Source organism: Holtiella tumoricola, assembly GCF_027857615.1.
Taxonomy (GTDB): domain Bacteria; phylum Bacillota; class Clostridia; order Lachnospirales; family Cellulosilyticaceae; genus Holtiella; species Holtiella tumoricola.
This window is the reverse complement of the sequence record NZ_JAQIFT010000010.1, coordinates 93,620-108,651: the sequence shown is the minus strand read 5'-3', so window position 1 is coordinate 108,651 and position 15,032 is coordinate 93,620. Positions and strand designations below refer to the sequence as shown.

Annotated in this window: 12 protein-coding genes; 10 read left to right on the top strand and 2 right to left on the bottom strand. The window is 33.3% G+C overall.

The window, feature by feature from the left end:
- Nucleotides 1–10: 10 nt before the first annotated feature.
- Entirely contained in the window at nt 11–3,415 is a 3,405-nt protein-coding gene (locus PBV87_RS01945; protein ID WP_271010943.1) for an FtsX-like permease family protein, read from the top strand.
- Nucleotides 3,416–3,498: 83 nt separating this feature from the next.
- Here PBV87_RS01945 and PBV87_RS01940 read toward each other — a convergent pair whose 3' ends face one another.
- Complete coding sequence (locus PBV87_RS01940) at nt 3,499–3,942, bottom strand: MarR family winged helix-turn-helix transcriptional regulator (RefSeq protein ID WP_271010942.1); 444 nt, start codon at nt 3,940–3,942, stop codon at nt 3,499–3,501.
- 150 nt (nt 3,943–4,092) lie between these two features.
- Between PBV87_RS01940 and PBV87_RS01935 the strand changes: the two genes are divergently transcribed.
- Together PBV87_RS01935 and PBV87_RS01930 are read left to right on the top strand one after the other, a co-directional pair.
- A complete protein-coding gene (locus PBV87_RS01935; protein ID WP_271010941.1) occupies nt 4,093–6,285 on the top strand; it encodes an ABC transporter ATP-binding protein in 2,193 nt (730 codons plus the stop codon).
- Nucleotides 6,278–8,140, top strand: a complete 1,863-nt coding sequence (locus tag PBV87_RS01930; protein ID WP_271010940.1) for an ABC transporter ATP-binding protein — start codon at nt 6,278–6,280, stop codon at nt 8,138–8,140. The genes PBV87_RS01935 and PBV87_RS01930 overlap by 8 nt, the downstream gene beginning before the upstream one ends.
- Before the next feature lie 186 nt (nt 8,141–8,326).
- Here the strand turns inward: PBV87_RS01930 and PBV87_RS01925 are convergent, their stop codons facing one another.
- The gene (locus tag PBV87_RS01925) at nt 8,327–9,112 is read right to left on the bottom strand and encodes a putative ABC transporter permease (RefSeq protein ID WP_271010939.1); all 786 of its coding nucleotides are present in this window, start codon (nt 9,110–9,112) and stop codon (nt 8,327–8,329) included.
- Nucleotides 9,113–9,217: 105 nt separating this feature from the next.
- Between PBV87_RS01925 and PBV87_RS01920 the strand changes: the two genes are divergently transcribed.
- From PBV87_RS01920 to PBV87_RS01890, 7 genes are all read left to right on the top strand, one after another.
- Complete coding sequence (locus tag PBV87_RS01920; protein WP_271010938.1) at nt 9,218–9,541, top strand: DUF1904 family protein; 324 nt, start codon at nt 9,218–9,220, stop codon at nt 9,539–9,541.
- A gap of 38 nt (nt 9,542–9,579) precedes the next feature.
- Nucleotides 9,580–9,939: a nucleotidyltransferase domain-containing protein gene (locus PBV87_RS01915; RefSeq protein ID WP_053984787.1), complete on the top strand. Its 360-nt coding sequence runs from the start codon at nt 9,580–9,582 to the stop codon at nt 9,937–9,939.
- Nucleotides 9,932–10,309, top strand: a complete 378-nt coding sequence (locus tag PBV87_RS01910; protein ID WP_053984786.1) for a HEPN domain-containing protein — start codon at nt 9,932–9,934, stop codon at nt 10,307–10,309. The genes PBV87_RS01915 and PBV87_RS01910 overlap by 8 nt, the downstream gene beginning before the upstream one ends.
- A gap of 90 nt (nt 10,310–10,399) precedes the next feature.
- A complete protein-coding gene (locus PBV87_RS01905; protein WP_271010937.1) occupies nt 10,400–11,284 on the top strand; it encodes a TraX family protein in 885 nt (294 codons plus the stop codon).
- A gap of 169 nt (nt 11,285–11,453) precedes the next feature.
- Entirely contained in the window at nt 11,454–12,113 is a 660-nt protein-coding gene (locus PBV87_RS01900; RefSeq protein ID WP_271010936.1) for a response regulator transcription factor, read from the top strand.
- Nucleotides 12,104–13,480, top strand: coding sequence for a sensor histidine kinase (locus PBV87_RS01895; protein WP_053984783.1), 1,377 nt, complete (start codon nt 12,104–12,106; stop codon nt 13,478–13,480). Before PBV87_RS01900 ends, PBV87_RS01895 begins: the two co-directional genes overlap by 10 nt.
- 154 nt (nt 13,481–13,634) lie before the next feature.
- Entirely contained in the window at nt 13,635–14,126 is a 492-nt protein-coding gene (locus tag PBV87_RS01890) for a hypothetical protein (RefSeq protein WP_053984782.1), read from the top strand.
- The last annotated feature ends 906 nt before the right edge of the window (nt 14,127–15,032 follow it).

The window sequence follows — 15,032 nt, the reverse complement described above, 5'->3', positions numbered from 1 at the left end:
GTGATCAAAGATGAAAAATAGTACACATAGTAAATCTATAGTAAGAGAGATTCTATCATCAAAAGCAAGATTTGCATCCATATTGGTTATTATCTTTTTAGGGGTAGCTTTTTACTCAGGTATTAAATCAAGTGGACCAGACATGGAAGCAACTATTAATGAATTTTATAGTAATCAGAAACTTATGGATAGTAGAATTGTATCCAGTTTAGGTCTTACTAAAAATGATTTAATGTTACTCGCAGAGGATGAAAGTATATTAGAATATGAGGCAGCACAAAGTTTAGATGTGAATCTAACAAATAAAAATAGTGTTGTTAAATTTATGAGCTATAACCCTAGAAGTATAAGTGGTATTAATCAACTTGTTATAGTAGAAGGGCGCCTTCCACAAAAGCCAGGAGAGATTGTACTTGATGAAAAGGCGTTGCAATTTGATAAAGAATTAAAGATAGGTGATCTCTACAACATTGAGTCAGATGAAGATACAATGGAGATGTTTAATCGTACAGCATATGAGATTGTTGGCTTTGCAAAACATCCAATGTATATCGATAAAGATTCTAGAGGTAGTACAACTATTGGAAAAGGTAGTATAGATTACTTTGCAGTTGTTAATGAGTCTGATATTGCAATGGATGTTTATACGGAAGTTTATGTAAGGTTTAAAAATGTAGAGGGTGTTGCCCCTTATAGCCAAGCATACAAAGAAAAGATGGAAGAGAATAACAAACATTTAAAAACATTATTTTCAGGAAGAACAAAAGCAAGAATAGAAGAGGTTAAGGCAGAAGCAAAGATAGAAATTGATAAAGGGTATAAAGAAATAGAAGATGGTGAAGGAGAACTTGCCAAAGGGGAAAAAGATATAGCAGAAAGTAAGCTAGAGCTTGCAAAGGCACACAAAGACTACGAGCAAGGCTTATTAGATTATGAAAAAGGTATTAAAGATGGTGAAGCACAATTAGCAGAAGGGGAAAGTCAGCTTGTACAAGGTAGAAATGAACTTACTACACAAAAACAACAGTTTGAGACAGGTGAAAAACAGCTTCAAGAAGCTAAAGTACAGTTAGACCAAGCGAAAGAAGAACTTTTAGCAGAAGGTATTGATCCAGACAATGATTTAAGTACGTATCAAGAACAAATTAAGAACTTAAATCGTTTAATCAATACTTATGATGAACTTGCAAAAGATATAAAAAATATTGCAGGACAAACGTCACAAGGTAGTGCAATACCAAGTGAGAAGATTCAGTACTGGAAAGGCATGATTTTGGATGCTAGTTTAGGTCTAAGTGAATTAAATGGTTTAATCGATCAATTAGCAAAGGCACCAACTCAGATTGATTTAGCTATAAATATAGCTCGAAATATTGATGTAATTAAGTTAGGTAATGAGGAAAATAGAGCACAACTACAAAATGTAGTTGAAGGAATAATCCAGTATCACAATGGACTCACTCAGTACAAAGAAGAACTAAAAACTTTCAATGATGGAAAAGTACAGATTGCGCAAGCCGAGAGAGAATTAGATCAAGCCAAAAGTGAGCTAGAGCAAGGAAGAAGAGAGCTTGAAAAAGGTAAGATTGAAGGAAAAGTAGAGCTTGAAGAAGCTAGAGTGCAATTAGAAGATGCTAAGATTCAACTTGCTGATGGTGAAAAGGAAATTCAAGATAATAAGCAAAAATTAGTAGAAGCTAGAGAAGAAATAGAAAATGAAAAGGCTAAATTAAATGATTTAGATAGTAGCAAGTATTATTTCTTTGATCGAACAGATAACCCAGGGTATTCAACCTATGGCGATTCTATACAAAGTTTAGATAATATTGCTTCTGTTTTTCCAGTATTTTTCTTCTTAGTTGCCATCTTAATTTGTTTAACTACAATGACAAGAATGGTAGAAGAAAAAAGGGGGGAGATAGGTACATTGAAGGCTCTTGGATATACTAACTTAGAAATTGCTAAAAAGTTTGTAGTGTATTCAGCCTTAGCAAGTATTATAGGAGCAATTCTTGGAATTTTAGTAGGAAGTAGTGCACTTCCTTATATTATTAATAGTGCTTATGCAAGTATGTTTGATACACCAGAACTTAAGATACACTACTATACTTCATATATTGTACAATCTATGATCTTGTCTATATTATGTACAGTAGGAGCTTCTGTGTTTGTATTAATGGAAGAACTAAGAGATCATCCTTCAAATCTCATGAGACCTAAGGCACCAAAGCTAGGGAAAAAGATATTCTTAGAGAGAATTATACCTTTATGGAGAAGGCTGAATTTCAATCAAAAGGTAACCTTTAGAAACTTATTTAGATATAAGCAACGTATGATTATGACTGTACTTGGGATAGCAGGGTGTATGGCTATGCTTGTAACAGGTTTCTCTTTGAAAAAGTCTAATTCAGAGTCAATGGAGAAGCAGTTTAGTCAGATGATTCAGTACGACGCGATGGTTGTATTTAATGAAGATGTAACAGAAGAAGAGAATCAGGCTTATGAAGAAACATTGAATCAATTACAAGGTTATGAGTCAAGCTTAGATATACATCAAGAATCGATCACATTTAGAAAAGAAGGAATGAATAAACAAACAGTTATGTTATATGCTCCTAAAGATGTAGAGGCATTAAATAACTATATGACACTCCGAGATAGGAAGACTCAAGAGACCTATCACCTTTCTAATGATGGAGCAATTATAAACGAAAAGCTAGCAAAACTATTAGGTGTATCTAAAGGTGATATAATAACATTCCAAGATTCAGATGCAAATACTTATGAAGTTAGAGTAGATGCTATAACAGAAAACTACTATGGACATAATCTCTATTTATCACCACAGTACTATGAAGAGGTATTTAATAAAGCAATTACTTATAATGCACAACTTCTAAAATTTAGCTCAGAACAAAATGAAGATAGTGTACAAAGCATATTAATGGACACCGATAAAGTAATCAATGTAACGTTAGTTTCAGTATTAGAGAATTCTAGTATGGATTCTAGTTTAGATATGGTTATGTTAGTGTTAATTGTATCTTCAGGGTGTTTAGCCTTTGTTGTATTATATAATCTAATTAATATTAATGTATCTGAACGTATAAGAGAGTTGTCAACGATTAAAGTTTTAGGATTCTTTGATAATGAAGTGACCATGTACATCTTCAGAGAAAATATTATTTTAACGCTATTAGGCATACTTGTAGGCTCAGTTATGGGGAAAGTACTTTTTAGTTTTATCTTAATGACTGCAGAGACAGATACAATGATGATGGTACCAGATATTTATATGAGCAGTTATATCACATCAGGATGTATGACACTTATGTTTGCATTTTTAGTTATGATTATGATGCATATTAAATTGAAAAATATTGATATGATTGATGCATTAAAATCAGTTGAATAATTTAAAAAATATAAAAGCCCTCTTAAGGAACCTTTGCATAAAGGTAAATCTTAAGGGGGCTTTTAATATAATAACTAAAAATACTATTTAAGAAAATCTAGCATAGGTGAGAGCATTTCTATACCCTCTAATAATTGTGGGAGATTTTCTGGTGGAACGCTTTGTAGTTTAGAGATAAGGCGCTCTTTTATGATTTGACGCTGACCTTCTAAGACCTTTTTAGCTTTTGGTGTGGCTGCTACAAGGATGACACGTCTATCAGTAGGATCTTCAGAACGAGAAACAAGATTCTCTAAAATAAGTTTGTCAATAATAGGGGTCATATTAGGTTTTGAAATACAGAGTTTATCTGCAATATGAGATACAGAGGCAGGTCCATTGTGCACTAGGTAGAAAATAACCTTTACCTGAGATGGAGGAATAGGCAAACTTTTAAGGAACTCCTCTTGATTAAAAATTTTAGTGTTTAATTTTACAACCAATTCAAATAATTGATCAGATATATTAGGTAAATTGGTAGTATTCATAATAAAGTCTCCTTTGTAAACGGCTAATTATTTTTAGTATACCCCAAACATCTTAGTTACACAAATAAAAGTTATTGACTTATAATAGTTATGAAAATATAATTAATACAAAATCATAATTAAAAGAGACAACTTTGAGGAGGAAAAGCGATGTTGAAGATGATTAAGTATTTAAAACGATCAGCTTTGTCTATATTAGTAATCGTTGTATTACTTATGGTGCAAGCAATTTGTGACCTTTCATTGCCAGATTATACATCTAATATTGTCAATGTAGGTATTCAACAAGGTGGCGTAGAAAATGCTATACCTAAAGTAATTCGCAAGACAGAGTTAGATAAACTCACACTATTTATGTCAGACGAGGAACAAGAGTTAGTAAAAGCAAATTATATACTGGTTGATGGAAGTGAGGTCAATGAGTATCCTCTTGCAGCAACGGAACAAGTTTATAAATTAAACACTAAAGATAAAGAAGTTAAGGAACAACTTAATAATATATTTGGTAGAGCTATTTTACCTCTTTCAGCCCTTTCAAAAATGGATGAACTACCTTCTGGTATAACTATTCCAGAAGGTACAGATGTTACACAAATGATTGCTCAGATGCCAAAAGAGCAATTAGTAGCGATGCAAGAAAAAATCAATGAGCAATTTGCTAATATGCCAGAAAGTATGATTACTCAATCAGCAACACAAGTTGTAAAAGCTGAATATGAAGCTATTGGACTTAATATGGAAAAAATGCAATCAAATTATATCCTATACTCTGGTGGATTAATGTTACTAATTGCTCTTATAAGTATGGCAGCTACTGTAACAGTAGGGTTCTTAGGTGCACGTGTAGCAGCAGGACTTGGACGTGATTTAAGAGGAAAAGTGTTCAACAAAGTTGTATCTTTCTCAAATGCAGAGATTGATCAATTCTCAACAGCTTCTCTAATTACAAGAAGTACAAATGATATTCAACAAATTCAAATGCTTATGGTTATGCTCCTTAGAGTTGTATTCTATGCACCAATTCTAGGACTTGGTGGTGTAATTAAAGTCCTTGGTACGAATACTTCTATGGCATGGATTATTGCTGTAGCAGTTATGGCTATTTTAACACTTGTATTAGTATTATTTGCAATTGCTATTCCAAAGTTCAAAATGGTTCAGAAGTTAGTAGATAAAGTAAACCTTGTTATGAGAGAAATTCTTACAGGTATGCTTGTTATTCGTGCATTTAGTACCCAAAAACATGAAGAAGAACGTTTTGATAAAGCGAATAAAGACTTAATGAAAACAACATTATTTGTAAATAGATCAATGGCAACAATGATGCCAATCATGATGCTTATTATGAACTGTATCACCGTACTTATTGTATGGAAAGGTGCTCATAGTGTAGATGCAGGAACAATGCAAGTTGGTGATATGATGGCATTTATTCAATATACAATGCAGATTATCATGAGTTTCTTCATGATTTCTATGGTATCTATTATGCTTCCAAGAGCATCAGTATCTGCGTTACGTATAGAAGAAGTCTTACAAACAGAAGTAACCATTAAAAATCCAAAAGCAACAAAAGCTTTTAATCAAGCACAAAAAGGTATTATAGAATTTAAAAATGTATCTTTCAGATATCCTAATGCGGAAGAAAATGTACTTATGGACATTAACTTCGTAGCAAAACCAGGTCAGACAACAGCGTTTATTGGAAGTACAGGAAGTGGTAAGTCTACATTGATTAACCTTATTCCAAGATTTTATGATGCTACACAAGGTGAGATTCTTGTTAATGGTGTCAATATCAAAGATGTAAGTCAACATGACTTAAGAGAAAAAATAGGTTACGTACCTCAAAAAGGTGTATTGTTCTCAGGTACAATTGATAGCAACTTAAGATATGGTACACAAGATGCCACACAAGATCAAATTGAAAAAGCAGCCAAGATTGCTCAAGCATCAGACTTTATTGCTGCCAAACCAGAAGGTTTTGACTCAGAGATTGCACAAGGCGGTACCAATGTTTCAGGAGGACAAAAACAACGTCTTTCTATTGCAAGGGCTATTGCAAAAGATCCTGAAATCTATATTTTTGATGATAGTTTCTCTGCACTTGACTACAAAACAGATGTGGTACTTCGTAAAGCACTTAAACAGGAAACAGTAGATAGTACGGTACTCATAGTAGCTCAACGTATTAGTACAATTCTTCATGCAGATCAAATCATTGTATTAGATGAAGGAAGAATTGTAGGAAAAGGAACACATGAAGAGCTTCTTAAGAACTGTGAAGTTTATGAGCAAATTGCTTTATCACAACTTTCAAAGGAGGAGCTAACTCATGAGTAATCAAAGACAACAACCAAAAAGAGGGTTTAGTCCAGGTGGTGGACACGGTCCAATGGGGGCTATGGGTGGTGAGAAAGCAAAAGATTTCAAAGGCACAATGAAAAATTTAATTAAATACCTAGCTCCATTTAAAATTTCTATTATTACAGTTGTTATTTTTGCAATAGGAAGTGCATCTTTCTCTATTGTAGGACCTAAATTATTAGGTAAAGCAACAACAAAGATTTTCGAGGGACTTGTAAGCAAAGTAAGTGGTGGAAGTGGAGGAATCGACTTCACTTACATTGGTAATATGCTTTTATTCCTATTAGGTCTATATATTATTAGTGCATTGTTCTCTTTCATTCAAGGTTTTGTAATGTCAGGAATATCACAAAAAGTATCTTATAATCTTAGAAAAGCAATTTCTGAGAAAATGAACCGTATGCCGCTTAAGTATTTTGATACTAAAACACATGGTGAAGTACTTTCAAGAGTAACAAATGATGTAGATATGATTAGTAATAACCTTAACCAAAGTATGACACAAATGATTACATCCATTACAACTTTAATAGGGGTACTCATTATGATGTTCTCTATTAGTTGGGTGATGACACTTGTTGCTTTATTAGTACTTCCATTATCTATGGTGTTTATCACACTTGTAGTTAAGAAATCACAAAAATACTTTAAATCACAACAAGAATACCTTGGTCATGTAAATGGTCAGGTAGAAGAAATATATGGTGGTCACAATATTGTAAAAGCTTTCAATGGAGAAGAAGTAGCAGTAGAAGAGTTCAACAAACTTAATGATACACTTTATAATTCAGCTTGGAAATCTCAGTTCTTATCAGGTATGATGATGCCAATTATGAGCTTTATTGGAAACCTTGGCTATGTAATGGTATCCATTCTTGGAGGATGGCTTGCAATTAAAAATACGATTGAAGTAGGGGATATCCTTTCATTCATTCAATATATGAGATCATTTAATCAACCGATCGCACAGACAGCTCAAGTTGCTAACTTAATGCAGTCAACAGCAGCTGCAGCAGAGCGCGTTTTTGAATTCTTAAATGAAGAGGAAGAAGAACAGTTTGCGAAAGAGCCAGTAAGTATAGATAATCTATCAGGATATGTGGATTTTGAACATGTTCACTTTGGTTACAATCCAGAAAAGATTATTGTTAATGACTTTACAGCACATGTAAGACCAGGTCAAAAAGTAGCTATTGTAGGACCAACAGGAGCAGGTAAAACAACAATGATCAAGCTTCTTATGCGTTTCTATGATGTAAACTCAGGAGCTATTCGCCTTGATGGTCATAATATCAAAGATTTCAATAGAAGTGAACTTAGAGATGCTTTTGGGATGGTACTCCAAGATACATGGTTATTTAATGGATCTATTATGGAAAATATCCGTTACGGTAATTTAGAAGCTTCAGATGAACAGGTTATTAAAGCAGCAAAAGCAGCTCGTGTACATCACTTTGTAAAAACACTTCCAGATGGTTACAACATGGTGCTTAATGAAGAAGCAAGTAATGTGTCTCAAGGGCAAAAGCAACTTCTTACTATTGCAAGAGCAATCTTATCAGATCCTAAAGTACTTATTCTAGATGAAGCAACAAGTTCAGTAGATACACGTACGGAGGTACTCATTCAACAAGCAATGGAAAACCTTATGAAAGGTCGCACAAGCTTTATTATTGCCCACAGATTATCCACTATTCGTAATGCAGATCTTATTCTTGTAATGAAAGATGGGGATATTGTTGAACAAGGAACACATGATAATCTTCTTGCAGCAAATGGATTCTATGCATCACTTTATAATAGCCAATTTGAAAATACAGAAGAGGCTTAAAAAATAGTAAATTCTAAAGAGGGTGTTACACAATAACCAATGAGGTTAACTGTGTGACACCCTCTTTTGGTATCAAATGAATTCAGATTTTAAAATGTAATGGTATGTCATTAGGACTTGCAAAAAATGTGTTTTTATACCCTATGGAAAATGTACGTGGTTTGAAATTAAAGTTTTAGGATAAACTTATTTTAGACGATCACGTAGTTTTGAAATGTACTCTTCAAGATGAATAAAGTGAAAGCTAGGAAATGCATCTAATAGACGGTCATGGAGAATATTTTTAATAGCTACTTTTTTATTCATTTCATTTTCAAGATAAGTAATGAATTCAGCACACCTTAGGTTACGCTGTCCTTCTGAGAGTAAATGTTTTTCTTCTAGAGATGAAAGTTTATTTTCGAGTAAATACAACTTTTCTTTCAAAGTAGTGTTTAGTTCAGAGATTGAATGAACACGGTCTTTGAGAGATGTAATGGTGTAGAGCGTTACAACAATATCTACACACAAAATAATATTAAATCCCATCACAATAAGTGGGAGAAACGTACTAGGTATATTGAAGATTCCTTTAGTCAAAAAAGGATGGATCCCATAGACAAGTATCAAACAAAGTAAGCCAAATAGTGTAGAATTAAGTAGGCAGACACGTCCATGAATATTAAAGTGGTGCTGAGAATAATCCCACCAATGGGCATGAAAGAGCTTTTCTAAGAGAAAGCTTGTTATGTATTCTAATAGACTTGTAACTATAATACCCAATAGAAATACCAGTAAAGGATAGGGATAAAAAGGCCATAAAAAGTGAATAACAAGTAGTGCGCCAAATCCATAGACTGGACAGTAGGGACCATTTAAAAAGCCTCTATTAATAAGTTTTTTTCTAGGAATAGAACAATAGATAACTTCAGACAACCAACCTAGCATACTATAAAGTACAAAGTATAAACTATTAATATAGAAATTCAACATTAGGAACCTCCTTTTTACTTTTTCATCTGAACGAAAGAATCTTGTTTATGATATGATAAGAGATGACTAGATTAGACTATGGACATTTTAAAGGAGAATAGAATTATGCCAATGTTACGTATTCGTGGTATTCAAATGCCAAAAATAAAACAAGTAAGCCGTGATCTTGTAAATGATCTTGCAATGATTGTGGGCTGTCCAAAGGATTACTTTACACTTGAATGTATGCATACTACTTTTATTTTGGAAGGTAAAGAAGTAGAGCCTCCTACAATTATTGAAGTAGCCTGGTTCGAACGTGGTCAGGAAGTACAAGATAAAGTCGCAGAATGTATTACAAAATACTTTGGAGCAGGTATATCATGTCTTGAAGTATATTTTGTGCCACTTAAGGAAAGTAGTTACTATGAAAATGGTCAACATTTTTAAAGTATACGTATTCTACAAAAGAAAAGAGATGAGAACAGGTGATTGATATTCCTAGTATCTATCAAGAAAGACTTTTAGCAGTCTATGAGCATTTTAAAGCTTTAGATCTTGGAGAGTATGAAGTTTATCTCTTTGGTAGTTATGCTAAAAGAGAAATTAAATCCACCAGCGATATTGATCTTCTAATCTTATTAGAGAGACCCTTAACACCGAAAGAAGCTAAGATGCTGCGTATGGATTTAAGAGAAGACTATGAGGAAAAAATACACTACACTTATGAAGTAGATGTGAAAATTTATAATAAGGCACGTTTTTATGAGTTAGCCAGTAAACTCTCATTTGAAAGTGAAATTACAAAATATATGCTGCCATTAAAGGAGGCGGTGTGTGGTGAATAGGTCTATGCTTGACTTTGCCAACACTGATTATGAACTGATTCAACACATTAAAGATGTAAAGGGGATGGAAGATCCTACAATCGTCAACTGCCAGCAGTGTGCAGAAAAATACTTAAAACATCTTGTACGTGAACATGCAAATGAAGTTATGCGTAGTCATAGTCTTTCAGCAATGATTGCTAAACTTGAAGAGGCATTTCCTGAATTACAGGATTTTAAACGTATTGCCAGGTTTTTGACAGATAGTTATTATGATAGACGTTATGAGAGTGAAGATTATGTCTTGCTCGAGCCAGACGAATATGAAGACTATCTCAATCAAAGCTTAGAACTCATAGCTTATCTTAGAAAGTTATGTGGTCTTGAATAAAATAAATAAATCTTTAGAAAATCCTTAGAAATGCTCCTTATACTATTAAACAGATGCCGGTCATCAGTTAAAAGATAAGGAGTGTTTTTTATGGAGAAAAATGGTCAATGTATAGATTTAGTAAGTGAAGTGAAGCAACAAGAGGGTGTAAATAGGAGTGTAGTACCAATATGGAAAAATGGTTTAACGGGATTTCAGCTTAAAGTTATTGCATTAGTATTGATGGTATTTGATCATATTCATTATTTCTTTGAGTATACAGGGCAAGTGCCTACATTATTTTCCCAACTTGGGAGGATATCGGGGTATCTCTTTTTATATATGGTATTAGAAGGATTTAGTCATACACGTAGCCGAAAAAAATATATCCGACGTATGTATGGTATGTCTGTTTTGATGGGAACGATTAATTATTGTATTGCAACCTTTGGGCTCAGCAGGCCAGATGGATTTTATCCGATAAATAATATTTTTGCAACGTTTACACTTATTCTAATATTAATAGAAGGAATAGAGTGTTTGAAACAGAAGAAAAGAGTACAGGGTATAGCATTTTTAGCAGTGGGGATATTACCAAATTGTCTAGCCTATTTATTACCAATGAGTATGATGCCAGTATTAGGATTAGTGATGACAACAGTTTTACCTTTACCAATGTTTGTTGAAGGAGGAATCTTCTATGTAATAGCAGGTTTAATCCTTTATGGCTTCAAGAAGCGTAAAGTACTTCAAATAAGTGTATTTGGGATATTTACATTACTATGGACAATAGGAATGCCTCTTTTAATGGGAATAGACCTTACAGTAGCCAATTTATTTACAACTTACTATGAGTGGATAGGAATCTTTGCAATTCCTTTCATGTGTTTATACAACGGCCAAAGGGGACGTAGTATGAAAGGATTCTTCTATGCCTTTTATCCAGTTCACGTTTATGTATTTTACATTTTATCTTTTATATTTTTCAAAGGATAAGAGAAACCTTAACTCAATTTTTAAAAGGATTCTATAGGGATAAGACATATCAAATGAATAAGATATAATTGATTAAATGGAGCTTTCATGAGGATGTATAAAGGTGTAGACTAAAGGTGTTAAGATGAGTTCCAAGAGAAATGAGTAGGATAAAGATAGGAAGTGTGCAATGAGTAGGATTTTGGTGGTGGATGATGAAGCAGATTTAGTAAAACTAATTGCAAATGTATTAAAGAAGGCAGGACATGAAGTTGTCACTGCCTTTTCAGCATATGAAGTATTAGAAAAAGACTATAGGTTTTATGATTTAATATTATTAGATGTGATGATGCCAGGAATGGATGGCTTTGAGCTTTGCAAGCAGATACGTCATCAAGTAGATGTACCTATTATTTTCTTAACGGCAAAGAGTATGGAAAATGATATTATGTATGGATTAGGTATAGGAGCAGATGACTATTTAACTAAACCTTTTGGTACAGGTGAGTTAAGAGCGCGTGTAGAAGCGCATTTAAGGAGAGAGCAACGGGAGAAAAAACATACTTTGCATGTATCGGGGCTGGACTTTGATCTTTCAGGCAAAGAAGTGTTAGTGAATGGGGAGAAGATTAATTTAACTAAAAGTGAATATCTTATTTGTGAATATCTTGCTCATAATAAGGGACAGGTTTTTACAAAAGAAAGTATATATGAAAAGGTCTATGGGTACGAGGGAGAAAGTGATGTGAGTACGATTACAGTGCATATCAAAAATATACGTATTAAGCTGAAACCTTATGGCCTTGTGCCTATTGAAACAGTTTGGGGGATTGGTTATAAATGGGTATAAGAAAAAGAACACTTAAAAGTATTTTTATAGAATACATGATTGTTATTGGCACTACCAGTTTGCTAATCTTAGCCATTGTATCTTTAGTCATGAATATACTTGTACAGACACAGTTTATTTTGCCAGCTAACTATGAGGAGCAGAAGGTATTCAAGGTACGTGACACATTAGGAGGAAAAGAAACTATAAGCCTAGCGGATATACCAGGTGGATGTCGTTACGCCTTATTTGATATAGAGGAGAATTTATTAGGAACAAATCTAAAGGCATCAGAAGTAGAGCGTGCAAGATTATATGTGCAAACTGGAGATAAACCAGATGGACTAACCCAATATATTTTAGTGGAAGGTAAACAACAATGGTGCGTATTACTATATAGAATAGGTGCACACTATAGCTCTCCTATTTTAGAAAAGTATCTTCCTAATGTAGAGCTTTTATTTATACTTATATTAGTAGGGAGTATAGTGTTAGGAGTAAGTATTGTATCTGGTATTTATGTTAAAAGAATTAAGCGTGCGCTTATCCCTTTAGAAGAGGCTGTAGAACAAATTAAAAATCAAAATTTAGACTTTCAGGTAGCACCTACTTCTATAAAGGAATTTAATGAGATTAGTGAGTCTCTCGAACAACTAAAGGAAGCTTTAGGCGATGCACTTAGAGTGCAGTGGAATTTGGAAAAAAGGAAAAGAGAGCAAATGGCTGCCATTGCACATGATATTAAAACACCTCTTACAATTATAAAAGGAAATGCAGAGTTACTTGTTGAAGATGATACATTAGATGAAGAACAAAAAGAATATAGTGGATATATCTTGAAAAATAGCAAGCAGATCCAAGACTATGTGACATTATTATTAGATATTTCTCATTCGGATGAAATAGGCACATTAAATAGAAAAAGGGTGAGCCTTAAGACATTTATGGAAGAGGTAAGCCAGCAAGGTGGACAACTTGCTGAGGTTAGACAAGTTCAATTTGAAGTGGCAGATAGAACTGAAGAATATAAGATAAATATTGATAAAGAACTTTTGAACAGAGCTGTAATGAATATTATTAGCAATGGAATCGATCATACAAAAGAAATGACAAGGGTAACAATGGAAGTTGATGCAATAGGAGAGCATGCATATAGACAATTAAGTATAATCATCCAAGATGAGGGAAAAGGTTTTAGTGAGCAAGATTTGCAAAACGCTTGCAAGGAATTTTATATGGGAGAAGAAAGTAGGTCGCGTAAAGGGCACTACGGAATGGGACTTCATATTGCACGTCAGATTATAGTATTGCATGGTGGAAGTTTAAAACTTATGAATAGAGAAGATAGATCGGGAGCAAAAGTGATTATAATCATTCCACTAGTATAGGCAGAACATCAGTAGGGGGGAGATTAAATCAAATATTATAACGAGTCATGATGAATGAAACAAGCTAAGTAATAACTAGGACTTTAGGTGTGATAAAAACTAGAAGAATATGGTATACTATAGAAAAATCTATAGATAAAATGAGGAATGACAGATGTATTGCGTATTAGGAGATAAAGTACTTCAATGTGAAGTAAAAAGAAAAGATGAGAGAATGTCAGTATGTATGGTGGGTGCAGGAGCAAAAGAGCAACGTGTACCTAACAATTGCATCTTTTTAAATGAACAAGAAGCAAGAGAGTGTTTAAAGAAAAAACGTAGAAGCCAACAAGAAGAAGGTCAACAAGTTGCAAACAATGTACAACGTTGTAATGAACTCTATGAAGAACTTTTCAATGAGACAGGTATTGAAGTTCGTATGATTGATAGACAATGGACTATTAATATGGCAACTAAACATATTACAAGTCTCAAAAAGAAGTTAGCAGATAAGCCAGAAATGCACGCTAAAAATGTAAGTAAAGCCTTCCAAGCAGCGCCAAGCAAGAAAGAATCAGATATTAGAAGAGGGCGTAGTGGCTTTGATAAAAGACAAGCACCAGGCAAAAGCAAGGGCCAGGGTGGAAGCAAAAGAGGCAATAAATAGATTTAAATTGAGCTTATAAGAATAAACAACAAAAAGCTAACCCAAGACTGTCTCCCCCTTTTATCAAATGGACAGGTTTAGGTTAGCTTTATTGTTGTGTGGCAAAGTGCTCACGAAATAAGCTAGGTTTAACTTCAAAGTGAATGAGGCTTTTGTAAACTATGACTTATAAGTGGATGGTCTTGTAAGTGACTTAAGTAAGCGTCTATTAGTGAAAGGATGCAAGGCATAGATCACGATAAGTTGCTAGTTAAATAACTTTTAAGATTGTGCACATTAGAAACATAGACTACAAGAACTTGAAATTCTAAAAGAAGCTTAAGTTTAGCTAAAAAAGAGTGAGGCATATGGATAATGCAATGAATTTCTGAAGTTTGCCACAGCTAACAGAAATTCAATCCTAAGAAAAATAATATACATTTTAGGTAAGAGGGGGACCTAGAAATATAAAACTTTTCTTAGATAAAGAAATGCTATAAAGAACAGCCTAGGATGAGTTCTTAGTAGCCCATCTTTGCATTATATAAAAACTTTTAAGAGGTAAAAAGGTCATACTTTAGAAAGAAGAGTTAGCATTGTTTTAACCTCTAACCTATATATACAAATGAGAAGATAGAATCCGTCACATTTTTTGATGGAAGAATAGAGGATTGTAAGATATTTATAAAAAGATAAGTTGTTAATTGTACATATTGCTGATGAAATGAGTATAATAACTATTTTAATATATTCGCAGTATAGGAACAAAAATGGAATAGTGGTTGCACAAAAAGGTGATATTATTTTTGAAAAATAATATAATAGAACATTTTATGACTTTACGAGTAAATATTTATTTGCTTTCATAGAGATGCAGGTTATTTTTAATTATGAAATAAAGAAATTTGGATATAATACATTATTTGA

Coding starts and splice junctions, on each gene's coding strand:
- PBV87_RS01945 (WP_271010943.1), top strand. CDS start 11: ATGAAAAATAGTACACATAGTAAATCTATAGTAAGAGAGATTCTATCA.
- PBV87_RS01940 (WP_271010942.1), bottom strand. CDS start 3,942: ATGAATACTACCAATTTACCTAATATATCTGATCAATTATTTGAATTG.
- PBV87_RS01935 (WP_271010941.1), top strand. CDS start 4,093: ATGTTGAAGATGATTAAGTATTTAAAACGATCAGCTTTGTCTATATTA.
- PBV87_RS01930 (WP_271010940.1), top strand. CDS start 6,278: ATGAGTAATCAAAGACAACAACCAAAAAGAGGGTTTAGTCCAGGTGGT.
- PBV87_RS01925 (WP_271010939.1), bottom strand. CDS start 9,112: ATGTTGAATTTCTATATTAATAGTTTATACTTTGTACTTTATAGTATG.
- PBV87_RS01920 (WP_271010938.1), top strand. CDS start 9,218: ATGCCAATGTTACGTATTCGTGGTATTCAAATGCCAAAAATAAAACAA.
- PBV87_RS01905 (WP_271010937.1), top strand. CDS start 10,400: ATGGAGAAAAATGGTCAATGTATAGATTTAGTAAGTGAAGTGAAGCAA.
- PBV87_RS01900 (WP_271010936.1), top strand. CDS start 11,454: ATGAGTAGGATTTTGGTGGTGGATGATGAAGCAGATTTAGTAAAACTA.
- PBV87_RS01895 (WP_053984783.1), top strand. CDS start 12,104: ATGGGTATAAGAAAAAGAACACTTAAAAGTATTTTTATAGAATACATG.
- PBV87_RS01890 (WP_053984782.1), top strand. CDS start 13,635: ATGTATTGCGTATTAGGAGATAAAGTACTTCAATGTGAAGTAAAAAGA.